The sequence below is a fragment of the Paenibacillus sp. CB74 genome (assembly GCF_055687625.1).
This window is the reverse complement of record NZ_CM146009.1, coordinates 6,415,565-6,437,609: the sequence shown is the minus strand read 5'-3', so window position 1 is coordinate 6,437,609 and position 22,045 is coordinate 6,415,565. Positions and strand designations below refer to the sequence as shown.

General features: G+C 46.0%; 20 protein-coding genes. 4 read left to right on the top strand and 16 right to left on the bottom strand.

Annotation, left to right across the window (positions count from 1 at the left end; translation table 11 throughout):
• Window positions 1–368: 368 nt before the first annotated feature.
• The 3 genes from ACX9NY_RS28320 to xylA all read right to left on the bottom strand — a co-directional run bounded on the left by ACX9NY_RS28320 (window position 369) and on the right by xylA (window position 4,546).
• Window positions 369–1,241: a glycosyltransferase family 2 protein gene (locus ACX9NY_RS28320; protein ID WP_339237772.1), complete on the bottom strand. Its 873-nt coding sequence runs from the start codon at window positions 1,239–1,241 to the stop codon at window positions 369–371.
• 62 nt (window positions 1,242–1,303) lie between these two features.
• Window positions 1,304–2,797: a xylulokinase gene (xylB, locus tag ACX9NY_RS28315; protein ID WP_339237774.1), complete on the bottom strand. Its 1,494-nt coding sequence runs from the start codon at window positions 2,795–2,797 to the stop codon at window positions 1,304–1,306.
• 432 nt (window positions 2,798–3,229) lie between these two features.
• Entirely contained in the window at window positions 3,230–4,546 is a 1,317-nt protein-coding gene (gene xylA / locus ACX9NY_RS28310; RefSeq protein WP_253440956.1) for a xylose isomerase, read from the bottom strand.
• Between the two features lie 198 nt (window positions 4,547–4,744).
• Between xylA and ACX9NY_RS28305 the strand changes: the two genes are divergently transcribed.
• Both ACX9NY_RS28305 and ACX9NY_RS28300 read left to right on the top strand, forming a co-directional pair.
• The gene (locus ACX9NY_RS28305) at window positions 4,745–5,911 is read left to right on the top strand and encodes an ROK family transcriptional regulator (RefSeq protein ID WP_339237778.1); all 1,167 of its coding nucleotides are present in this window, start codon (window positions 4,745–4,747) and stop codon (window positions 5,909–5,911) included.
• Window positions 5,912–6,058: 147 nt separating this feature from the next.
• Window positions 6,059–6,256, top strand: a complete 198-nt coding sequence (locus ACX9NY_RS28300) for a hypothetical protein (RefSeq protein WP_342571075.1) — start codon at window positions 6,059–6,061, stop codon at window positions 6,254–6,256.
• Between the two features lie 350 nt (window positions 6,257–6,606).
• Here ACX9NY_RS28300 and ACX9NY_RS28295 read toward each other — a convergent pair whose 3' ends face one another.
• From ACX9NY_RS28295 to trxB, 3 genes are all read right to left on the bottom strand, one after another.
• The gene (locus tag ACX9NY_RS28295; RefSeq protein WP_342571076.1) at window positions 6,607–7,242 is read right to left on the bottom strand and encodes a hypothetical protein; all 636 of its coding nucleotides are present in this window, start codon (window positions 7,240–7,242) and stop codon (window positions 6,607–6,609) included.
• A 774-nt stretch (window positions 7,243–8,016) separates the two neighbouring features.
• Window positions 8,017–8,247, bottom strand: a complete 231-nt coding sequence (locus ACX9NY_RS28290; RefSeq protein WP_339237784.1) for a glutaredoxin family protein — start codon at window positions 8,245–8,247, stop codon at window positions 8,017–8,019.
• A gap of 70 nt (window positions 8,248–8,317) precedes the next feature.
• Window positions 8,318–9,259 (bottom strand): thioredoxin-disulfide reductase, encoded by a 942-nt coding sequence (gene trxB, locus ACX9NY_RS28285; protein ID WP_105601888.1) that lies wholly within the window; start codon window positions 9,257–9,259, stop codon window positions 8,318–8,320.
• A gap of 256 nt (window positions 9,260–9,515) precedes the next feature.
• Here trxB and ACX9NY_RS28280 point away from each other — a divergent pair, with 256 nt between their 5' ends.
• Window positions 9,516–10,247: a ZIP family metal transporter gene (locus ACX9NY_RS28280; protein ID WP_253440965.1), complete on the top strand. Its 732-nt coding sequence runs from the start codon at window positions 9,516–9,518 to the stop codon at window positions 10,245–10,247.
• 164 nt (window positions 10,248–10,411) lie between these two features.
• Here ACX9NY_RS28280 and ACX9NY_RS28275 read toward each other — a convergent pair whose 3' ends face one another.
• Together ACX9NY_RS28275 and ACX9NY_RS28270 are read right to left on the bottom strand one after the other, a co-directional pair.
• On the bottom strand, window positions 10,412–11,221 hold the full coding sequence (locus ACX9NY_RS28275; RefSeq protein WP_472476338.1) for an alpha/beta fold hydrolase: 810 nt from the start codon (window positions 11,219–11,221) through the stop codon (window positions 10,412–10,414).
• Window positions 11,222–11,363: 142 nt separating this feature from the next.
• Window positions 11,364–13,379, bottom strand: a complete 2,016-nt coding sequence (locus tag ACX9NY_RS28270) for a heavy metal translocating P-type ATPase (protein ID WP_472476336.1) — start codon at window positions 13,377–13,379, stop codon at window positions 11,364–11,366.
• 82 nt (window positions 13,380–13,461) lie between these two features.
• On the opposite strand from ACX9NY_RS28270, the gene ACX9NY_RS28265 reads away from it, so the two are divergent.
• Window positions 13,462–13,614: a hypothetical protein gene (locus ACX9NY_RS28265; protein ID WP_472476334.1), complete on the top strand. Its 153-nt coding sequence runs from the start codon at window positions 13,462–13,464 to the stop codon at window positions 13,612–13,614.
• A gap of 192 nt (window positions 13,615–13,806) precedes the next feature.
• Here ACX9NY_RS28265 and ACX9NY_RS28260 read toward each other — a convergent pair whose 3' ends face one another.
• The 8 genes from ACX9NY_RS28260 to ACX9NY_RS28225 form a co-directional block, all read right to left on the bottom strand.
• Entirely contained in the window at window positions 13,807–15,114 is a 1,308-nt protein-coding gene (locus ACX9NY_RS28260) for a homocysteine synthase (RefSeq protein WP_339257438.1), read from the bottom strand.
• Between the two features lie 241 nt (window positions 15,115–15,355).
• Window positions 15,356–16,201: a sugar phosphate isomerase/epimerase family protein gene (locus tag ACX9NY_RS28255; protein WP_339237793.1), complete on the bottom strand. Its 846-nt coding sequence runs from the start codon at window positions 16,199–16,201 to the stop codon at window positions 15,356–15,358.
• A 37-nt stretch (window positions 16,202–16,238) separates the two neighbouring features.
• Window positions 16,239–16,991: a 2-dehydro-3-deoxy-D-gluconate 5-dehydrogenase KduD gene (kduD, locus tag ACX9NY_RS28250; protein WP_339237795.1), complete on the bottom strand. Its 753-nt coding sequence runs from the start codon at window positions 16,989–16,991 to the stop codon at window positions 16,239–16,241.
• A gap of 77 nt (window positions 16,992–17,068) precedes the next feature.
• Window positions 17,069–17,827, bottom strand: a complete 759-nt coding sequence (locus ACX9NY_RS28245; protein ID WP_339237797.1) for a DeoR/GlpR family DNA-binding transcription regulator — start codon at window positions 17,825–17,827, stop codon at window positions 17,069–17,071.
• A 221-nt stretch (window positions 17,828–18,048) separates the two neighbouring features.
• On the bottom strand, window positions 18,049–18,888 hold the full coding sequence (kduI, locus tag ACX9NY_RS28240; RefSeq protein WP_036606918.1) for a 5-dehydro-4-deoxy-D-glucuronate isomerase: 840 nt from the start codon (window positions 18,886–18,888) through the stop codon (window positions 18,049–18,051).
• Window positions 18,889–19,102: 214 nt separating this feature from the next.
• Entirely contained in the window at window positions 19,103–19,432 is a 330-nt protein-coding gene (gene cyoD / locus ACX9NY_RS28235; RefSeq protein WP_091019256.1) for a cytochrome o ubiquinol oxidase subunit IV, read from the bottom strand.
• Complete coding sequence (gene cyoC, locus ACX9NY_RS28230; RefSeq protein WP_278298254.1) at window positions 19,433–20,053, bottom strand: cytochrome o ubiquinol oxidase subunit III; 621 nt, start codon at window positions 20,051–20,053, stop codon at window positions 19,433–19,435. It abuts the gene before it with no gap.
• Window positions 20,054–22,024, bottom strand: a complete 1,971-nt coding sequence (locus ACX9NY_RS28225; protein WP_339305609.1) for a cbb3-type cytochrome c oxidase subunit I — start codon at window positions 22,022–22,024, stop codon at window positions 20,054–20,056.
• Window positions 22,025–22,045 lie beyond the last annotated feature (21 nt).

Here is a 22,045-nt window from a genome sequence, read left to right as displayed (position 1 = left end):
AACAAACAGATAATCCGTCTTCACTGTTGTTCGTTCCAGTGCATGCAGAGAATCCAAAAATTCACGCAGCACCGGAGTTGTCTGACGAACCGGGCTGGCAATCAGTATTCTTTCCTGGACAAGCGTTTCAAGATTTTCCGGTTCACGGGTTTCCTTCGATATAACAGAACGCCTGGACGGTCGATGATTACTCTGGCTATTTATTTGGCTCTTTATTTGGCTCTCTACATGGCTTTCATGTTGGTTTTGATGTTGCTTCTCTTTCTGTTCCTCATTTTCTTGGGAATTCGGCTCTATTGGAGGTTTGGATTCCTCTTGCGATTGGTGTAACGGGTCTTTCTTGCTCAACGTGCTCACTCCCCCTCTCCTTATTCGACCCATGCCAACAGTCGTGGCTCTTGATCCAATATCGATTCGTACTGTTCCTTCCAACCGTATCTTGCTTCAGGGTCCAATGCTTGATAGCGCTCATATTTGCGGATGCGGTCTTCTTCCCGCGCCCATCCATAATGCTTCACCCGGGGAGCATGACATCCATAACTCCAATGCTGGATCGTTAACGGAAAACGCCCACAATGCTGGGGTGTTTCCTTCCATTCATAGCTCATCCCCGGATGATAACGAATCAGGAACGGCCGATAGTAGGCATGGGCTTGCCAGAACTCATCTTCCCGGTAATGCGTATCACTCCACATATCAAACAATCTGAAATAAATCGCATCCTCGTTGCCACGAAGCAGCAGATCGCGTACAGCCCCAAAATCACTGGTTAGAATCTCATCCGCATCCAGATTCAAAATCCATTCCGGATCGGTCGCCACTGTTTCTTCCCATTGTTGTTTCCTCAAGCTTACTTCGTCTGCAAAACGTGAAGAAGCGTTCTCCACCAATACAAGTGGAATACCGTCCAGAAGTTCCCGGCACATCGCCACCGTTCCATCCGTGCTTCCATCATCAATGATTACTGCACGATCAATCCAGGCACGATGTGTCTCCAAAGCCTGCTTGAGATAACGATTCTCCTCATTACGAACGATCATCGACAAGGTAATATGTGGTCTTCCATGTACCTCATGTTCATCCAAAGCTTCACCCCCATGCTCAAGCTTCTTCCTATTAAAATCGCCGGACACCCGATGTCTGGACAGATCACAATCCTCTATTCTCAATCTATGCAGAGCCGGAATGCGGATATGCAGGACAAGGAAACCTTTCACGGGGTTAATCTTGTTGAACGACAAAAAAAAGCACCCGCCTGTGCGGATGCTTCTGCATGTATGATATACATGTTTCATGTGATGAATTAACGGTATTCAGCCAAACGATCATTGAGACTACGTGTCTGTCCATAGACTTCCTGGTACAGTGCGAACAATCCATCATAGACAGCAACCGTTTCCGGGTTCGGCTCATAGGACTTCGCCGGACGAATAAACGCCGTTGCACATTCCTGCAAAGACGAGAACCAGCCACATCCATAGGCAGCCAGCATTGCTGCCCCCATAGCCGGACCCTGTTCGCTCTCCAACTTCACAATTGTGGCGTTGAAGACATCTGCCTGCATTTGCAACCAGGCTTCATTTTTGGCACCACCCCCAATAGAGATGACTTCATTAACGGTTTTACCTGCGCCGCGCAAAATATCAATGGATTCACGCAGCGAGAAGGTGATGCCCTCCATCACCGCACGTCCAAAGTGCTCCAGCTTGTGCCCGGCATCCATACCGATGAAGCTGCCCCGGATATTCGCATCTGGATGAGGTGTACGCTCCCCAACGATATAAGGTGTGAACAATAATCCGTTGCTGCCGGCCGGAATCTGATCAATGCCCTGTAAGAGCACATCAAAGGATTTGTCCGCTGCAAACGTATCCTTGAACCAGGACAAGCTATATCCTGCGGCAAGTGTTACCCCCATAATATAGAAGGCATCTTTCTCCCCATGATTGAAAAAGTGTACTTTGCCTTCGAAATCGAGATCTTTACGCTCTTCGTAGGAAAGCACCACCCCGGACGTTCCGATGCTGCACATCGTCTGTCCTTCACTCAGAATGCCTGCGCCAATGGCACCGCATGCATTGTCCGCGCCACCTGCGTATACTTTCGTCGCAGCTGCCAGACCTGTTTGATCCGCAATCTCCGGCAACAGGGTACCCACTTCCTCAAACGATTCCACTAGACGTGGACATAGGGAGATCGGCAGCTTGAATGCTTCTGCAATCTCATTGCTCCACTGCTTGCCCGCAACGTCCAGCAGCAAGGTACCTGCTGCATCGGAATAATCCATGGCATAATCCCCTGTCAGGCGATAACGCACATAGTCTTTGGGTAACAGGAATAAGGATGCTTGCTGTAACAATTCAGGCTCGTTCTCCTGAACCCACAGAATTTTTGGCAAGGTAAAACCTTCAAGGGCGCGGTTCCGGGCAATGCTTAACAGCTTGCCATCCAGCACTTTTTCAATCCGGCGGCACTGAGCCGTTGTGCGTGTATCATTCCACAAGATTGCATTCCGCAGTGGTTTACCTTCGGCATCCACCAAAACCAGTCCATGCATCTGTCCGGAGAAGCTCAAACCTTCAATTTCCGAAGGCTGCACGCCAGATACTTCGAGCAATTTGCGCAGGGAAACAATCGTCTGCTCTACCCAATCTTCGGGATTTTGTTCACTGTATCCAGCCTTGGGCTGGTACAACGGGTATGCCTCCGATGCTTCAAATGCCACTTTTCCTTCACGATTGACCAACACGGTTTTAACCGCACTGGTTCCCAGATCGACACCAATTACGTAACTCATAGGTTAACTCCTCTCGTTTGTAACAGGATTGTATAAATGAAACCCTTGATGCTCATGTGGTCACTTCGTGATCAGAAAACCCTTAGATCGCCGTTACCCCCAGATTTTCTTTAATCCCTTTGGCAAGGGAGAAATCCGGGGATAAATGCGAACGCTTTGCTTCCTCGGGTCCTTTCTGCTCACTTCGTTCTGCATGTACCATTTTAGAAGAACATTTATATCAGCAATTTAAAAACCTCATTGTTTGTTTAACCAAAAAACCGCCCCCGTCTTCCCAAGGGAAAGTCGGGGACGGTCCGAATGTCATGCTTGTTCAGGCGTTCCATGGTACAAGCTAATCTTGTGCATAGGCTAGTTTGGACACTGATGTCCAACACATATGAGTTGAATAACCATCGGTGGTCGACGTGACCAACCCTGCCTAATCCACTATTAATCAGCCAGAATGTACTGGTTCAGTTGTGCTCTCAGCAATTCCTGACGTCCGGATTGGTTTTTGCGTGGGTTTTCATTGTTGAGTGCATACTCAGCAAGGGAAGCAAGTGTTGCTTTACCTGCAACCACATCTGCACCAATGCCTTCGCTGAAGCTGCTGTAACGTTTTTCGATGAAGTCATCGAATACGCGATCTTCGATCAGTTTTGCAGCTACTTTCAGACCTTTGGCATACGTATCCATACCTGCGATGTGTGCCAGGAACAGATCGTCTGCTTCGAAGGAACCACGACGTACTTTCGCGTCAAAGTTCACACCGCCGCGGCCAATACCGCCGTTTTTCAATACTTCATACATCGTCAGTGTCGCATCGTACATATCAACTGGGAACTCATCTGTATCCCAACCGATCAGCATATCACCTTGGTTCGCATCAAGGGAACCGAGCATACCGTTGGTACGAGCAACGCGGATTTCGTGATCAAATGTGTGACCAGCCAGCGTAGCATGGTTCGCTTCCAGGTTGAGTTTGAAGTGTTTGTCCAAACCGTATTTTTGCAAGAAAGCAATGGAAGTTGCTGCATCATAGTCATATTGGTGTTTCGTTGGCTCTTTCGGTTTAGGCTCGATCAGGAATTGTGCGTCAAAACCAATTTCCTTCGCGTAGTCTACAGCCATGTGGAACATGCGAGCAATGTTGTCTTGCTCCAGTTGCATGTCTGTATTCAGCAATGTGTCGTAACCTTCACGTCCGCCCCAGAATACATAGTTTTCAGCGCCCAGACGTTTACCCACTTCCAGACCTTTCTTGATCTGTGCCGCAGCATGAGCATACACGTCTGCGTTACAAGTCGAAGCTGCACCAAACATGAAGCGTGGGTTCGAGAACATGTTCGCCGTGTTCCAGAGCAGTTTTTTGCCGCTGGATTTCATATGATCTTCAATCAGATCAACGATTGTATCAATGTTGCTGTAGAACTCGCGCAGGTTGTTGCCTTCTGGTGCAATGTCCACATCGTGGAAACAGAAGAACGGGAGATTCATTTTTTCCAAAAATTCAAATGCCGCTTCCACGCGTACTTTCGCGAGGTCCAGACCCGAGTATTTATCCCACGAACGAACAGCTGTCTCTGCACCAAACGGGTCACTTCCGCCTGCAGTTAATGTATGCCAATAAGCCATACCGAAACGGAAATGTTCTTCCATCGATTTGCCGGCTACCACTTCTTCTGGATTATAATGTTTAAAAGCAAAAGGATTCTTGGAATCTTTACCTTCGAATGAAATTTTATTAACGGATTCAAAATAGGCCATGTGTAAAATGCCTCCTCAATAGTTTTAAGAAATCGTTTACACCGTTATCCTAACACATCGAATTTACTTTGTCTATTGGTTAAACAAAGTAAAATAAAATTGTTTTTTACACGCTTGTTTACGCTATAATAGTCGAATAACTTGTTTCGGATGTGGGTCAGAACCCTTTGATCAGAAGAATAGGAGTGCCTTAACGATATGAAAATAACCGGAGACCAGATGCTGGTCAAAAAAATAAACAAGTCGATCGTGCTCGATACGATCCGGCGCCATGCCCCTCTTTCTCGCGCGCGAGTGTCCGAGGTTACCGGGCTGAACAAAGCAACGGTATCCAACCTGGTTGCTGATCTGATTAGTGATGATCTGGTGCAAGAGATTGGCCCTGGGGAATCCAGTGGCGGACGCAAACCACTTATGTTGCTGTTTCGGGGGACATCCGGCTATGCAGTCGGCCTGGAACTCAGTGTGACCCATTTAAAAGGCGTGCTCACAGATCTGGAAGGACACATCATTACAGAATACGCAGTGACATTGGAACATCATGACGTGTCCTCTGTATTGGAGCAATTGAAGTTGGCAGCAAAACAGCTCATTGAAGCAGCTCCTGCTTCCCCTCACGGTGTCATAGGCATCGGTATCGGAGTGCCCGGCATGGTCGATGAGGCAGGAACAGTCCTGTTTGCACCCAACTTGGGGTGGGAAAAGGTAGCGCTGCGCTCCATGCTTGAAGAAGAATTTGAACTGCCTGTCACCATCGATAATGAAGCCAATGCTGGCGCTCATGGAGAGTTGAATTTTGGTGCAGGCATCGGTGTCCGTCACATGATCTATATCAGTGCAGGCATGGGGATTGGTTCAGGCATCATGGTAGATGGTGAATTATACAAAGGCGCGTGGGGTTACGCAGGGGAAACAGGCCACATGTCCATTGAAGCGGAAGGTCTGCCTTGTTCCTGTGGAAATCGTGGTTGTTGGGAGTTATACGCTTCGGAAAAAGCCTATGAACACCCGGATCATCAGCTGAAATTACCTGCTCATACCACACGTGAGCTGATCCATTATGCGGAGCAAGGCCACAAAACTGTTCAGAAATTATACGACACGATTGGACGCAAATTGGGGATTGGCATTACCAATATTGTCAACAGTTTCAACCCGGAACGTATTATCATTGGTGGTCCGCTCTCTGAAGCAGGTCCCTGGATAGAAACCGCGTTAAAACAGGTTGTGGAGGAACGTACATTACCTTATCACCGTCGCAGTTTGCAGATTGAATGGGCAGCTCTGGGCAGCCGTTCCACCCGTGTTGGTGCCGCTTACTCTGCAATATCCCAATTTTTAGGTAAAATAAGAGTTTCAGTCTAATAACAGATGAAAATTGACATCATTTCGCCCCATTTCCTCCCTTTTTGTTAAAGAAATCCAGATGTATAATGGGGTTATGTGATTTTTGTCATGGCTGTGTCGATATAGCTGTGTTAATTCCGATAACGAAACGGAGTGAAAAGAAGCGTGACCTACGTGGATACTTCAGATATCTCGGCGCCAGTATTTGTCACCGTCCTCCTGTTCCTGATTGTGCTTGCGCCCCTGTTCAGCCTTGGCATACTCCGATTGTTCCAGAGCAAAAGGAAGGCTGGTTTCATGTACATGCTGTCAGGAGTGCTGGTATATGTTGTGTTTCAGACTTTCATGAGTATTTTTTTCTAGAGTAATCATTTGATTTTATGCAAAATTCCTTTCGCAGTAATTCAATCGTACACGTGATCATGTACTCTGAATTACGGGCGCAAGGTTTTTTTTGCTTCTATTTTCCCATTCTTAACATAGATGCTGGATTATGACAAATCGAGAAATCTTTCTTCCATCATATAAAGGAATATCCTGGATTTTCCCATTACGAAAAGAGGATTTCCTAAGTTAAGGATACATAAATGATATATAAAACAACCATATGTTCAAAACATATGGTTGCCAATGCTCAAAGCATATCAAATTGTTTTTCCTTAATAGTAGGTATCATGAATTGTACAGTCTAAACAATCATTCATTGAATTCTCTTACTCTTTAGTCATAGTTATCGGTACAAAAGTAGTCAAACCAGTATCTTTAACTTTAACTGAAGCACTAACTTGATAATAAGCCATATTAGCTAGATAAGAATCAGTATCAAGATATTTATTGTAGTTAGCATTATTTAAAGTATTTGTATAAGTTCTATCTAATGTTAGACCTATACCATCGCTTCCTACTACTCCATAAGCAGCAATTTTAACTTCGTTAGTAAACGTACTATGATAGATTTTATTTACATCGTTAGAAGTCATACTAAAGTTCATATTTCCACTTACTAAACCTAACTGAACTTCAATAAATCCAACAGTCTTTACATAACTGTTTTGGCCTACTTTACCATAACCAGCTAGAGTGAACTTAGTATTACCATCCCAAAAACTATTTATAGATACTTCAGATTGTGAAGATTGTGAAGGCTGAGCTGGTATAGCGTACTTTTTAACAAACTCCGCATCTTCCTCACTGAATTTCTCATTAAGTTCATATTTTGAATTTATTTCATCAAACCTTTCAGCGATTGCCTGACTATCTAATTCCTGAGCGTTAGATTCGGCACTCACAGATAATACAGGTAATATTGTTAATACTAATGTTAATAATAATATAATAGCTTTTTTCATTAATTTGATCCTCCAAATTTATAATTTTTACGTCGACGTCCTAATATTATACAATAAAAAACCATATAGTGGAAGCTTATTTGATTTTTTTTACCTTTTTACTATAAAATGATTGTTAGTTGGAAATTAATATTGTATTTACCACTAGATAAGAGAGGAGCTTTAATATGCTTAAAAAGACATTTGGTTTCCTGTTTGATTTTATACTTTGTTCTATTCTTTATTTTATTGGTATAACCTTACTATGGGGTATAGAACTGCAAGTTTATCCTAGGATGGGTGTTAATCCAAAAGACTATATTTTGATATTCTTTGTAATTAATTGTTTGATAACTTTTCTTATTCATTCTAGATTTTATAATTTTGGAGAATGGTATACTTCGCGAAAACTAATGATCAAATCCCGAACAAAAAAAATAGTAATATCGGTTATAATAATACTGGCCTTAATTCCAGTTGTTTTAACTAGTATGTGAGCGTGGATATCTCTAACTCGACTGTTACCAGAATCGAAAATGCTGCTCTTAATCTTATAATCATGCTGCTTGTTCACCTCAATTATGCTCTGCGTCTTAGAAAAATGATTTCGTACTTCTGTGTATCGGACAATTCTGAATGATGTTTACGACCATCCGATCCATTCAAAGAAAACGCACAAAAAACCGTACCCTCCGGGGTACGGTTCTTTCTATATCCTAACGGCTCGCGAAAACCGGAATTGCATATGAATTGAAACGTTCTTCAACACATCATGTTCCAGATGATCAGCGTAATTTAAGCGTCCAATACTTTGGCAAATTGCGTTTTGTTCATACCCAGAATGCGGTGTTCACCAATGACAGTCAATGGCACGGCACGTACACCCATGTCCCACACTTGTTGTGCAAATTCATCGCTAGTTTCGATGTTGCGCTCTTCATAAGAGATCCCTTTGTCAGCCAGGAATGTTTTTACGGATTTGCAGTTCGGGCAGTTCGTTGATGTATATACAATTACGTTTTCCATGTTTAATTCACCTCATATGGTTTATATTATTCTATCGTTTGGTTGAAATCAGTGGAATCAGCTCATTCTATTACAGAACAACTGCGCTGTGCTCCAAGCTTTCAATGTATTTCTCGGTGTCCATAGCAGCCATACATCCGCTACCTGCAGCTGTGATTGCTTGTTTGTAACGTGTATCCTGCACGTCACCACATGCGAATACGCCTGGGATGTTTGTCTCGGATGTACCTGGTGTAGTCAGGATATATCCATGTTCGTCCGTAGTGATCTGTCCGCCAAGGAAACCAGTGTTTGGTGTGTGACCGATAGCTACGAATACGCCGCTTGCCGGAATCACTTCTTCTACACCTGTTTCGTTGTTCAATACTTTCAGACCTGTTACGCCGTTGTCACCAGCAAGGACTTCAAGTGGTGTACGATTCAAAGCCATTTCTACTTTTTCGTTGCTGCGTGCACGATCCTGCATAATTTTGGAGCCACGCAGTTCTTCACGACGGTGTACCAGCGTTACTTTGGAACCGAAACGGGACAGGAAGCTTGCTTCCTCAAGGGCAGAGTCACCACCGCCGATGACGATGATCTCTTTGTTACGGAAGAAGAATCCATCACATGTTGCACATGTGCTGACACCGCGCCCCACATTCGTTTCTTCACCAGGGATACCCAGGTATTTAGCAGATGCACCTGTAGACAGGATCAATGTTTCGGATACGAGTTCACCCATACCTTCAACTTGAATCTTGAACGGACGCTCGCTCATGTCGATGTTGTTCACCCAGCCTGTACGGAATTCAGCACCGAAACGTTCTGCTTGTTTACGCATGTTGTCCATCAGTTCAGGACCCATGATGCCATCAGGGAAACCTGGGAAGTTCTCCACTTCCGTTGTTGTTGTCAGTTGGCCACCAGGTTGTGGACCTTCAATAACGAGCGGGTTCAAGTTGGCACGTGCCAGGTAGATCGCTGCTGTCAGCCCTGCAGGGCCTGTTCCAATAATAATTGATTTATACATGTATAGTTCCTCCCCCGGGTTCTGCAAAAAGGTTAGTCCCTCCGGCATCAAAAGCTGTTGCTTTTGCATACACTAGAACGAAAAGCCTAGATCATGTCCACAAGACCTGCCTGCGTAATGACAATAATCCTATGCAGAAACGGAATTCTAATTTATAATCATTCTAATCTGTTGTTCATTATGATCTCTTTTATGTACGGTGTCAATGCTCGGCAGCGATTATGAAGAAGTCTTCATCAGGAGGGAAAATGGAAGCATGAACGATGCACTGATTGGCAGTATTATATCAGCCATGTCTACCGGCCTAGGGGCCGTACCGATTCTATTTATGCGCAAAATATCGCACCGTCTGCGTGATATCTTGCTGGCCTACGCTGCAGGTATTATGACCTCAGCCTCGGTTTATAATCTCATTCCGGAAGCGCTCGGCCAATCGAATCTCTTTGTACTCGCATTTGGTATTATGCTTGGTAGCCTGGTGCTACTGGTGCTCGAGATGAAGATTCCACACGTCGATCTGGAGAATCCCGAGAAAATGCCTTTCAAAATTGAAGCCAAAGCCTTCATGATTATTGCAGCGATTACCATGCATAATCTGCCAGAGGGGTTATCGGTTGGTGTCAGCTACGCAAGCTCGGATGAGAACCTGGGCAATCTTATTGCCTTCTCCATCGGATTGCAGAATGCGCCGGAGGGATTCCTGGTCGCCCTCTTTCTAGTGAACCAGAATATTGGCCGCTTCAAAGCACTGGGCATTGCCACCCTCACCGGAGCAGTAGAGATTATTACAGCGATGATTGGTTACACATTAAGCAGTCTCGTATCCGGTCTCGTCCCTTATGGTCTGGCATTTGCAGCCGGTGCGATGATGTTCATTGTCTATAAAGAACTCATTCCCGAAAGTCACGGCGACGGCAATGCACGAGTGGCAACTATCTCGTTTTTACTCGGACTCATCACGATGATCGGTCTGACCGAACTGTTTTAATTGAAGAATGTATACTTACCCTTGTTTAAGACTCTTACAGTACAGAAAAAAGAACCAGAGCGAACAGCACCTAAAGCTGTCGACCGGGTTCTTTTTTTAGCCACAAATGAAGATTCCATGAAATTAATGGGATAGGTTGTAAGGAGCATGATGCCCTCTTCTGATCAGGATTGAATGAAACGAATCAATTCCGAATTGAATTTTTCCAATTCATCATAGAAAGCACCATGACCACTCTCTTCAAAAGCAATCAATTGAGACGAAGCGATGCCTTTATGCATCTGCTCTGCGAATTCGAACGGACAGATCTCATCCTTTTTCCCGTGCAAAATGGCCGTCGGCACCTGAATGGAACTCAGGTCACCTCGTAGATCCTCATCCCGCAGGGCAATTGCACTGCGAATGGTACCATAAGATGAAGCCTCCATACCAAGCGCGTGGAACCAATCCATGAATGGATGGCTGTGTTCTTTCGCGAAGAACATGCCGCCAAATGTCTCCAGCAACTTCGGACGATCTGCAAAAATCGGTTCAATGATCTGCTCGTTCAGCTGCTCTGGAGTCAATCCATACGGATAACCTTCGCGCTGTGTGAACACAGGGGCTGCCGCAGATAACAAGGCCAGCTTGGAGACACCATGTCCCTTATGTCTGGCCATGTAATGTACTGCAATCGCTCCACCCATGGAGAACCCTGCGAGTACCACGTCTTTCAGCTCCAGATCATCGATAACAGCACGAACATCGTCTGCCATCCGATCATAATCATATCCGGTGGAAGGCTTATCTGATAAGCCGTATCCTCTAAAATCTATCGCAATGGCACGAATGCCATGGTTCGGAAGTACGTTCAATTGATATTCAAACATTTTATAATTAACAGGCCAGCCGTGCAAAAAGACAACCGGAGTTCCTTCACCGATATCTTCAACATATACTTTTACATTCGGTTCCACTTGTACATAACGTCCCATATTTCACAGCTCCCTTTGTCCTCGAATGATTGCAACTTTCTCTTCGAATCATTACCCGTTGACCCAAGGTTCAAACGTGAGCCGTTCAACCAGTCGTATACAACCAGCAAAACCAATGAATCATTTTCATCTCCAAATCCGATTAACGTAGCAGCCTAAGTCCATTCAGGATAACCAGAATTGTACTGCCTTCATGACCTACCACACCCAGAGGCAATGCGACGTCTTGGAGGAAGTTACCTGCAATTAAGGCCAGAATAACGGTGATGGCAAAACACATATTTTGCTTCACCGTACGCTGTGCTCGGCGTGCCTGCCCAATCACCCAAGCGATCTCTTCGATATTGTCGTTCATCAGCACTGCATCCGCTACCTCCAGTGCAGTTCCACTGCCAGACAATCCCATCCCCATACCGACCGTTGCCGCCGCAAGTGCAGGTGCATCATTAACCCCATCCCCTACCATCAGCACAGGACCATATTGGTTGCGGAGCGCTTGGACCTGCTTCACTTTATCTTCCGGCAGCAAGTCTGCATAAACCATACTTACTCCCGTTTCATGGGCAATTACAGAGGCCGATCTCGCTCGATCGCCTGTTAACATCGCAACTTTAACCCCCATCGCTTCAAGCCTTCTCACTGCAGCTGCTGCCTGAGGGCGTACCGTATCCCGCATGGCGATCAGCCCAGCCATTTCACCATCAGCGATAACAACGGATACCGTTTTTCCCTCCCCCTCAAGACGGGAGCGTACTTCGTTCCACGCTGTAGATACCTTCACACGGTTAACACCTTGTTTATCTGAACCATCAACGTTATCATCCTTCATCTTCTCTGACTGCATCGATTCCATTACATTTGTTTTGCCAATACGCCAGAGCACATCGTTTACCGTTCCTTCGATACCCCAGCCTGTTAGCGCCTGTACATGCTCCGCTTCCTGAAGTGTAAGGTTCTCCTTGTTCGCCTGATCTACGATCGCACGAGCCAAGGGGTGCATGGAGATGTTCTCAATCGCTGCTACCGCAGCTAACAGCTGGGCGCGATCTATATTTTCAGCTGTAATAATATCTGTAACTTGCGGGGTGCCCATGGTCAATGTACCTGTTTTGTCAAAAGCAACGACCTGCGTGCGTGCCATATTCTCCATATGGGCACCACCCTTGAAGAGAATGCCACGGCGCGCACTGCTGGACATCGCGGACAACATGACAGGCATGATCGAAGACACCAATGCACAAGGTGATGCAACAACCAGAAATACCATCGCTTTATAAAATGCCTCGTTCCATGTCCAGCCAAGCAGCAGTGGAGTTCCTGCAATCACAAGTAAAGTCACCCCTACAACAATGCGTGCGTATATCCCTTCAAACCGCTCCATAAAACGCTGGGAATCCGGCACTTCTGCCTGCGCTTCTTCCACCATTTTAATGATTTTTCCGAACAGTGACCCTTCAGCCGATTTGGTGACCTCCACGTATAAGGCGCCCTCCCCGTTTACCGTACCTGCATAGACCTCATCCCCCGCAACTTTGTCCACAGGTAGGGATTCTCCGGTGATGGACGATTGATTGATAAAAGAACTCCCCCGGTACACGACCCCATCTGCTGGTATGAGTTCTCCCGGTTTCACCAACAGCAGATCACCTGGCTGGAGATCATCAATAGCCACAAGGTTCATCTGCCCATCCTCAATACGCAGTGCTGTCTCCGGCTTCAGCGCGAGCAACGATGAGATATCCTTATGACTGCGCTCTGTCGCATAACTTTCCAACGCACCACTGAGTGCAAAAATAAAGATCAGCATCGCGCCTTCATTCCAGTAACCAATAGCTGCTGCCCCAAGAGATGCGGCAATCATCAGCAGATTTACATCAAGATCACGGTCCTTGACCAGTGTCTCGATGCCTTCCTTCGCCTTGGTCCACCCCCCCACGGCATACGCCACAATGTAGAGCATGATGGATAAGGTACCAAAATACGGTGCAGTTCCCCAGGCAATCAGCATTAAAAGCCCGCTGCCCAATGCAGATTGCATCTCTTTATTCTGTACCATGGCTCGAAAATCAGGCTTTTTGCCGCGATTGGGGCCAGGTGTTTGGGACGAGCGTTGTTCTGTTTGTTTCTGTCTGTGTAGAGGTTGATGTATCGCTTGCATATAAATCACAATCCTTTCGAATGTTAGATTTGCGGATGACGAGTCTGCCTATTCCGCTCCCAGAAATGAAGTTGTATTGAGAATGAGAGCCATTGTTAATGCCCTAAAAATGACACATGCTGCTGCGGGAATCCCGCAGCAGCATGGTTTTGTGAATGGTTTTGCAATCATCTCGAATGAGAATGATAATCATTTTTGTGCTTATGCAATTATTTTTACCCAATACAACTTTTAATCAGTATATGCCTGTGATCCTCATTTGTAAATGGGTATTTTTCGGACGATTACTTTTACTCCTACATGCATATTCAAAAAGACAAAAAACCGCTGTCCATAAAGACAGCGGCTTAAAGCATCTATTGATAGGCGTTTGACCAATTTTATAGCATATCGCTTAAGTGAATGTTTCACATCCACCCAATACCATTTATGCGCCTACACCTGCTCCCTGACTTGCTTTGATCGCTTGCTCCAGATCATGAATAATGTCTTGAATGTTCTCTGTGCCAATAGACAGACGAATCAACTCCGGATTAACCCCTGCGGCAGTTTGTTCATCTTCAGTCAACTGCGCGTGAGTCGTACTTGCCGGGTGAATGATCAGTGACTTGGAATCGCCCACGTTTGCAAGGTGAGAGAACAGTTTAACATTTTCAATCAATTTACGACCCGCTTCCGCACCACCTTTGATTCCAAAGGTCAGAATGGCGCCCTGCCCTCTTGGCAGATACTTCTGGGCAAGCTCGTAAGAATCGTGGCTTGGCAGACCCGCATAACTTACCCAGGACACATCCTCATGTTTCTCTAGGAATTCCGCAACCGCAAGGGCGTTGCTACTATGGCGCTCTACGCGCAGATGTAATGTCTCCAGTCCCTGCAGCAACAACCAGGAGTTAAATGGAGAGATCGTTGCACCCAAGTCACGGAGAAGTTGTACACGAGCTTTAATAATATAAGCAATCGGTCCAACTGCTTCCGTATATACAACACCGTTATAACTGGCGTCCGGCTCCGTCAAACCAGGGAACTTGCCGCTTGCTTTCCAGTCAAATTTTCCGCTATCCACGATAACGCCACCAATGGATGTACCATGACCGCCAATGAATTTCGTTGCAGAGTGAACGACAATATCTGCTCCATGTTCGATTGGACGAAGAAGGTACGGGCTTGGGAACGTATTATCCACGATCAAAGGAATGCCATGTTCATGAGCGATCGCTGCCACCGCTTCAATATCCAGTACATTCCCCTTTGGATTACCGATCGTTTCGGCATACAATGCTTTCGTTTTCTCCGTAATCGCTGCCCGGAAATTCTCAGGATCACTGGAATCCACAAATTTCACGTCCAGACCCAGTTTCGGCAAAGTTGTCGAGAACAGATTGTATGTACCTCCATACAAACTCGCCGAAGACACGATCTCATCGCCTGCACCGGCAATATTCAGAAGCGAAAACGTAATGGCTGCTTGACCAGAAGCAGTAGCCAGCGCCCCAGCTCCGCCTTCCAACGCAGCAATCCGTTGCTCAAATACGTCAGTGGTTGGATTCATCAGACGGGTATAGATGTTGCCAAACTCTTTCAAACCAAACAGATTAGCTGCATGCTCAGTGTCCTTGAAGCCATAGGATGTTGTCTGATACAAGGGAACTGCTCGTGCGTTGGTAGTTGGATCAATCTCCTGACCTGCATGAATTGCCAATGTTTCAAATGAAAGCTCACGTTCGTTTGACATAAATCTGAATCCTCCCTTGATATATACGTTCTATAAGTTCATGATGTCTTGACATGGTGGTGTATGTTTTCCATATTCTCTCACAAGATGTCGCATTTGAAAAGACTTATTTCCGATTTTTCCGATGAGAAATATTAAATATATACATTATCATTTCTATACCAAAAAAACCTTTGCCCTCGCAAAGGTTTTTCGGCTGCTGATGAAGATGCGCTGCATCACTTTTCAAACCGGCTGTCTTTTAGACTCGAACTGCATCCCATACTTCACGCAAATGTTTGGCCGCAGGCACAGCTTGCTCCGCAGTTACACCTTCAAGTGAAATATCGATATGCGGCTTATACGTTTTTAGCAATTCAAAAAATAACGGGTAATCCAGTATGCCTGCCCCAGGTACCGGATTAAACTTCTCTCCCTGTGCATCGAAGGCGACATCCTTGGCATGGATCACAATCATGCGCTGATATAGCGATTCCATCACCTCGCGCAAGAAAGCTCCTTGATCTGCTGCATGTGGTTGTTTGATCAGATTACACGGGTCGAACAGCATTCCCAGATTGGATGAAGGAATCTCTTCAAACAAACGTGTCATATGTTCATGAGTATGAAGGGTATGTGTGGACACAGGCTCAATCGCTGCATGCACGCCCCATTTCTCCGCTTCCTCGGCCAACTCCTCAACCGTTTCTTTCAGCACACTCCACGCCTTCTCTTCATATCCATCCGGATGCGTATCCTGATAGGTGTCCAAGCTTCCGGTCTCCGTTGCGACCATGCTGCAACCGAAATCCCGGGCATAACGCAGATGTTCCTTGAATCGATCAATATCCGCACGGCGGCTTACCGGATCAGGGTCAATCGGATTAATATAACAGCCCAGTACCGCAATCTTCACTCCGCGCTGTGCAAATTGATCTCCAATCTCATTCGCCAGACCGGGGCTCAGCTTGCCATTCGATGAGTCCACATCGGATAATGCTTTGGCAAGTGCCAGCTGTACAGAGTTGAATCCGTTATCTGCAATGGTCTGCGCGAGCTGTGCTGTAGGCTGTTTACCAAATGTATGTGCCAGAATACCAAGTTTCATCTCACTGCCTCCTTATGCTAATCCGATGATCAAGCGATTAACGTGCCATCCAGCCACCATCGACATTCAGCACATGACCATTCAGATAATCCGAAGCGGCAGATGCCAGAAAGACAACCGGGCCTTTTAGATCTTCCGGTGTTCCCCAACGCCCCGCAGGAATACGGGCTGTAATATCCCGGTAACGATTCTCGTCCGCACGGATCTGAGTAGTATTATCGGTTTCCATATAACCAGGTGCGATACCGTTAATCTGGATTCCCTTCCCTGCCCATTCGTTGGCGAGTGCTTTGGTTAAACCGGCAACACCATGTTTGCTGGCTGTGTACCCTGGCACGTTAATCCCACCTTGATAGGACAACATGGATGCAATATTAATGATTTTGCCGCTTCCGCGTTCAATCATATGTCTGCCAGCCAATTGGCTTAGGAAAAATACCGTGTTCAGGTTCAGACCAATGACATCATGCCAGTCCTTCCCTGCATGATCAGCCGCAGGTGTGCGGCGAATGATTCCCGCATTGTTGACGAGAATATCAATTCTGCCTTGGAACGCAAGCGCCTGTTCGAACACAGCCGCCAACTCATCTTCACGACTTAAATCCGCTTCAATCACATAAGCTTTGCGTCCGAGTGCTTCAATGGCACTTGCCGTTTCGGCAGGTTTGGAATAAGAGACCAGCACCACATCAGCGCCTGCTTCCGCCAAACCAATGGCCATCCCTTGTCCAAGTCCTCCCGAGGTACCTGTTACCATTGCAACTTGTCCGCTTAAATCAAATGGGTTCATGAATGATTCCTCCGCATGGTTTTGATATGCAATTCATCGATCTGTCCGTTCTTTAATCCCATGAATCATGAATGAGGTTAACTTTGATAATCCACTGTGACACCGCTCTGCTCGTATAAGGCAACTGTCTCTTCATCCAAACGATGATCACTGATAATATAGTCCAGTTCCGAACACTGGGCGAAAGTTCGCAGTGCGAATTGTCCGAATTTATAATGATCCACAACGCCATATACCTGCTGGGAGGCAGATATCATTGCTTTTTTCAAAGGAACCAGATCTCCCGTGTATATGGATAATCCAAATTCCGGATGAAGTGCTGTCGTGGATATAAAGGCTTTATGAATGTTAAGACCGGAGATAAATGCAGCCGTGTCATCCCCCACGAGCATATTCCGTACACGAGCCCCGCCAGGCACAACCAGTCGCACTTGCTCCTTCTTGGTAAGCTCAGCAATAATGAACAAGTCGTTGGTCACCACCGTCAGCGGCTGATTGTCGAGACGTTTAGCCATCTCGAGCGTGGTGCTTCCACCATCAAGAGCAACGATATCGCCAGGTCGAATGTAAGCAAGGGCCCGTTCAGCAATCTCCGTTTTCTCCGATTGATGCTTCTCGGTAACTCCCCGGCTGTTCAAGATGCCATACTGGTCATTCTGAGCCAGCATAGCACCACCATGAACACGTACGAGCAGACCCATACTTTCCAACTTGTCGAGATCCTCTCGCACTGTTTTCCCAGTCACCTGCAACAGCTCACTCAGATCACTGACGGTTACTTCCTGGCGCTCCAGCAGAGCCTCCATAATTTTTTCATGTCTTTTCAATGGATTCATCCTAATCAACTTCCTATACCACCTGAGTCAAATGGCAGTTTCACACTTACACTTCGGGTACAGAAAACCTTCCGATCACTCTTATCCCCATATTTCCTTTGATCCCTTATTTAAAGGGAGAAATCTGGTGATAAAGGCGCACGCTTCGCTTCTTCTGGTCCTTTCTGTCCCCTCCGTTATAGTGTCTACCCTGTCAATTTAACTCAGACATCTGTAATTTATTATTTCAGGTCTTTCATCGCTACGCCGTCCATATCTTCGAACGTCTGGTTCTCACCAGCCATCGCCCAACAGAAGGTGTAATTGCTCGTACCCACACCACTGTGAATGGACCAGCTTGGGGAGATGATCGCCTGACGGTCGCGTACAACCAGATGCCGCGTTTCGTTTGGCTCACCCATCATGTGGAATACAACGCCATCCTCAGGCAGATTCCAGTACAAGTATACTTCGGAACGGCGGTTATGGGTATGTGCAGGCATGGTATTCCACATGTTACCCTTGTCGAGTTCGGTAATACCCATTACCAACTGACAACTCTGAATTCCACCTTCTCCTTGGTGAATGTAACGATAGATCGTACGCTCATTGGAAGTTTCGATGCTGCCCAGATGATTCGGCTGAGCCTGCTCTTGTGTTGCTTTTACTGTTGGATAGGTATGGTGAGCCGGTGTGGATACAAAATAGAATTGTGCAGGTTGAGCCTTGTCACTGCTCGTGAACACAACTTCCTTCACACCTCTACCGATATAGAGACATTCCTTTGCTCCAATCTCATAACCTTGGCCATCCGCTGTTACTGTTCCATGACCACCTACATTAATGATACCGATTTCACGGCGCTCCAGGAAAAAGTTCGTTCCGATATCCTTCAGGTTCACTTCAAGGGTAATGTCTTTGCTCTCAGGTACAGCCGTTCCCACAATATAACGATCCACATGAGAATATACCGTTACCAATTCATCGGTAGCAAAGAGTTGCTCCATCAAAAATTCCTCACGCAGGCGAGATGTATCATACGTTTTCACTTCATTGGGATGTGCAGCATAACGATTTTCCATTATTAATCCATTCCTTTCGTCATTTAAATTAGTTGGGATTGAGTTTGAACATGTTCATATAAGTTCATTTTAGTTCATTATGTATCTTTTGTGTACCTTTATTTTTAAAATGATTTATTTCATTAATAATTAACGATGTTTATTTCTTAATAAGAACAAAAAAAGATCTCCCCAGTCTGTATCACAGACCGGGAGATCTTCTTTGATTCACATATTAATGTGCAACAGCGTTGTTAAGCATGATCCAGATCGAACCAATTACGATGGTCATCATAATCAGCAATCCGAATATAAGTGCCATTACATTCCAGCGTGGTTTTTCTGTTTCACGAATATGCATGAAGAAGAAGAGTTGAACCACAAACTGAAGTGCTGCTGTACCCAGAATCACAATGAGTGTTCCTGTTTTGCCCATCATGTCGTTCAGAACCACCACAAGTGGAATGATTGTCAGTACGACGGACAGAATGAAGCCGATGACATAAGACTTCAGTGAGCCATGTTGTTCATGGCCGTGGGAATCATGTGAGTTGTGCTCTGCCATCTACATCACCCCCATGAGATAGACGATCGACAGGAGGAAGATCCATACGACGTCCAAGAAGTGCCAGTACAAGCTGATAACGTTGATCTTACCACGAGTAACGTCGGTAATCCCACGTTTTTTCAGTTGGAACATGAGTCCGATCATCCAGATCAGACCAAGCGATACGTGAAGTCCGTGAGTACCCACGAGGGTGAAGAATGCACCCGAAGCTGCACTCGTCGTGTAACTAAAGCCTTCGTGAACCATCTCAATAAACTCATAAACCTCCAGGGCGATAAAGCTTGCACCCAGAACAGCTGTAACAATCAGCCAGTTAATCAATTGTTTCACTTTACCCTGGTTCATTGCCAGAACGGCAAGTCCGCTCGTAAATGAACTCGTGAGCAAGATAAATGTCTCAGCGATAACGCCAGGCATTTTGATCAGTTCGGACAAAATCGGTCCGCCCGCCGTATTGTCACGCAACACAATGAAGGTTGCGAACAATACGGAGAACAAGATAACGTCGGAAATCAGGAAGAACCAGAATCCGAGAATTTTCATTTCCTGTGGATCATGGTGGCCATGGTCATGACCATGCGCATGATTCTCACCGTGCTTAGCGGCTGCTTGAGCCATCTATACCGACCCCCTTAACGACGCTTCGGTACGCTTAATTTCGTCGACCGGAATGTAATAATCCGTATCGTAAGAGAATGAACGGGCGATCATACAGATGCCTACGCCAGCAAGTCCGAGAATCGCCATCCACAGCCATCCGAATACGAAGCCAAAGCCGGCTACAAACCAGAAGACAGACATAATGAACGGAATCGAAGAATTCTTCGGCATATGAATTGGTTCATATACAGGCTCAGGCGGATGAATGCCTTTCGCACGACGTTCTTTCTCTTCCCACCACTCATCAATATCATCTCCGCGCGGTGTAACAGCGAAGTTGTACTCTGGAGCTGGTGAAGGAATCGACCACTCGAGCGTACGACCATCCCATGGATCGCCGGAAGCTTTAAGTGTTTTGTATTTGCGAATACCGTCTGCAATTTGTGCAACTTGGAACAAGAATCCGACACCCATCAGGAATGCCCCGATTGTGGATACGAAGTTCAGTTCCCACCAGCCAGTATCCCAGCCGTATGTGCTCAGACGACGTGTCATACCCATCAGACCGACAGCGTACTGCGGCATGAAGCAGACATAGAAACCAATATTCCAAGTCCAGAATGCCCATTTGCCCAGTTTCTCTTCGAGTTGGAAACCGAACATTTTAGGCCACCAGTAATACAGACCAGCGAAGTATCCGAAGACAACGCCACCGATCAATACTTGGTGGAAGTGGGCAATCAGGAAGTAACTGTTGTGGAACTGGAAGTCAGCAGGAGCAACGGATAACAGAACGCCTGTCATACCCCCGACAATAAAGCACGGGATAAAGGCAAGTGTCCACATCATCGGAGTCGCCATGCGAATCCTTCCTCGATACATGGTAAACAGCCAGTTAAATATCTTAACCCCTGTTGGAATAGCAATCAACATCGTAGTTACGGCGAAGAATGCATTCACGTCCGCTCCTGAACCCATCGTGAAGAAGTGATGCGCCCATGTGAAGAAGGACAGGAAGCTGATGATTAACATTGCAAATACCATTGACTTGTAACCAAACAGTTTTTTCCGCGAGAAGGTACTTACAATCTCAGAGAACACACCGAATGCCGGCAAGACGACAATGTATACCTCAGGGTGACCCCACATCCAGATCAAGTTGATATACATCATTGGGTTACCGCCCAGATCAAGTGTGAAGAAATGCGCCCCGGCAAACCTGTCGAGGAATAGCAATGCAAGTGTCACAGTCAAGATCGGGAAAGCAAACAAGATAATGATACATGTGGAGAATACCGACCATGTGAACATCGGCATTTTCATCCATCTCATACCTGGCGCACGCATTTTAATGATGGTAACCAGGAAGTTGATACCGGTAGCCAGGGAACCGATACCCGATATCTGTATACCCCATATATAGAAGTTCTGTCCGACCCCCGGACTGTGTGACAGCTCCGATAGAGGTGGATAACTCAGCCATCCTGCATCCGGTGAACCACCGATAACGAAGGACAGGTTAAACAGCATTGCTCCCAGGAAGAATAACCAGAAGCTTAATGCATTCAGAAACGGGAAGGCAACGTCCCTTGCTCCGATCTGTAATGGCACGATAACGTTAAATAAACCAAACATGAATGGCATCGCCATGAACAGGATCATGATCGTGCCGTGAGTTGTAAAGACCTGATTATAATGTTCAGGATGTAAGAAATCCATGTTAGGCATAGCCAGCTGCAGACGCATCATCAATGCATCCACACCACCACGGAACAACATGATAATGGAAGCAATGATATACATAATACCGATCTTTTTATGATCGACGGTAGTTAACCAGTTACGCCAGAGCCAGCCCCATTTTTTGAAATAAGTCAGCACCGCTACGATAGTTATCATCGTAATACCGATGGCCACGTCTGCTCCATAGATCAGCGGGTCGCCAGTTACGAAAAACTCCGATGCGAACTCTTTAAGTCTCTCTAACATTGGGGGCCTCCTTTCGAATCT

What these genes read in the sequence shown, in the direction of transcription:
- xylA (WP_253440956.1), bottom strand. Translation starts at nt 4,546, where the DNA reads ATGGCCTATTTTGAATCCGTTAATAAAATTTCATTCGAAGGTAAAGAT.
- cyoC (WP_278298254.1), bottom strand. Translation starts at nt 20,053, where the DNA reads ATGGCTCAAGCAGCCGCTAAGCACGGTGAGAATCATGCGCATGGTCAT.
- ACX9NY_RS28260 (WP_339257438.1), bottom strand. Translation starts at nt 15,114, where the DNA reads ATGTCAAACGAACGTGAGCTTTCATTTGAAACATTGGCAATTCATGCA.
- ACX9NY_RS28245 (WP_339237797.1), bottom strand. Translation starts at nt 17,827, where the DNA reads ATGAATCCATTGAAAAGACATGAAAAAATTATGGAGGCTCTGCTGGAG.
- kduD (WP_339237795.1), bottom strand. Translation starts at nt 16,991, where the DNA reads ATGAACCCATTTGATTTAAGCGGACAAGTTGCAATGGTAACAGGTACC.
- ACX9NY_RS28225 (WP_339305609.1), bottom strand. Translation starts at nt 22,024, where the DNA reads ATGTTAGAGAGACTTAAAGAGTTCGCATCGGAGTTTTTCGTAACTGGC.
- ACX9NY_RS28275 (WP_472476338.1), bottom strand. Translation starts at nt 11,221, where the DNA reads ATGGGACGTTATGTACAAGTGGAACCGAATGTAAAAGTATATGTTGAA.
- ACX9NY_RS28295 (WP_342571076.1), bottom strand. Translation starts at nt 7,242, where the DNA reads ATGAAAAAAGCTATTATATTATTATTAACATTAGTATTAACAATATTA.
- trxB (WP_105601888.1), bottom strand. Translation starts at nt 9,259, where the DNA reads ATGTATAAATCAATTATTATTGGAACAGGCCCTGCAGGGCTGACAGCA.
- ACX9NY_RS28255 (WP_339237793.1), bottom strand. Translation starts at nt 16,201, where the DNA reads ATGAAACTTGGTATTCTGGCACATACATTTGGTAAACAGCCTACAGCA.
- kduI (WP_036606918.1), bottom strand. Translation starts at nt 18,888, where the DNA reads ATGGAAAATCGTTATGCTGCACATCCCAATGAAGTGAAAACGTATGAT.
- ACX9NY_RS28305 (WP_339237778.1), top strand. Translation starts at nt 4,745, where the DNA reads ATGAAAATAACCGGAGACCAGATGCTGGTCAAAAAAATAAACAAGTCG.
- ACX9NY_RS28280 (WP_253440965.1), top strand. Translation starts at nt 9,516, where the DNA reads ATGAACGATGCACTGATTGGCAGTATTATATCAGCCATGTCTACCGGC.
- ACX9NY_RS28290 (WP_339237784.1), bottom strand. Translation starts at nt 8,247, where the DNA reads ATGGAAAACGTAATTGTATATACATCAACGAACTGCCCGAACTGCAAA.
- ACX9NY_RS28270 (WP_472476336.1), bottom strand. Translation starts at nt 13,379, where the DNA reads ATGCAAGCGATACATCAACCTCTACACAGACAGAAACAAACAGAACAA.
- cyoD (WP_091019256.1), bottom strand. Translation starts at nt 19,432, where the DNA reads ATGGCAGAGCACAACTCACATGATTCCCACGGCCATGAACAACATGGC.
- xylB (WP_339237774.1), bottom strand. Translation starts at nt 2,797, where the DNA reads ATGAGTTACGTAATTGGTGTCGATCTGGGAACCAGTGCGGTTAAAACC.
- ACX9NY_RS28265 (WP_472476334.1), top strand. Translation starts at nt 13,462, where the DNA reads ATGAGAGCCATTGTTAATGCCCTAAAAATGACACATGCTGCTGCGGGA.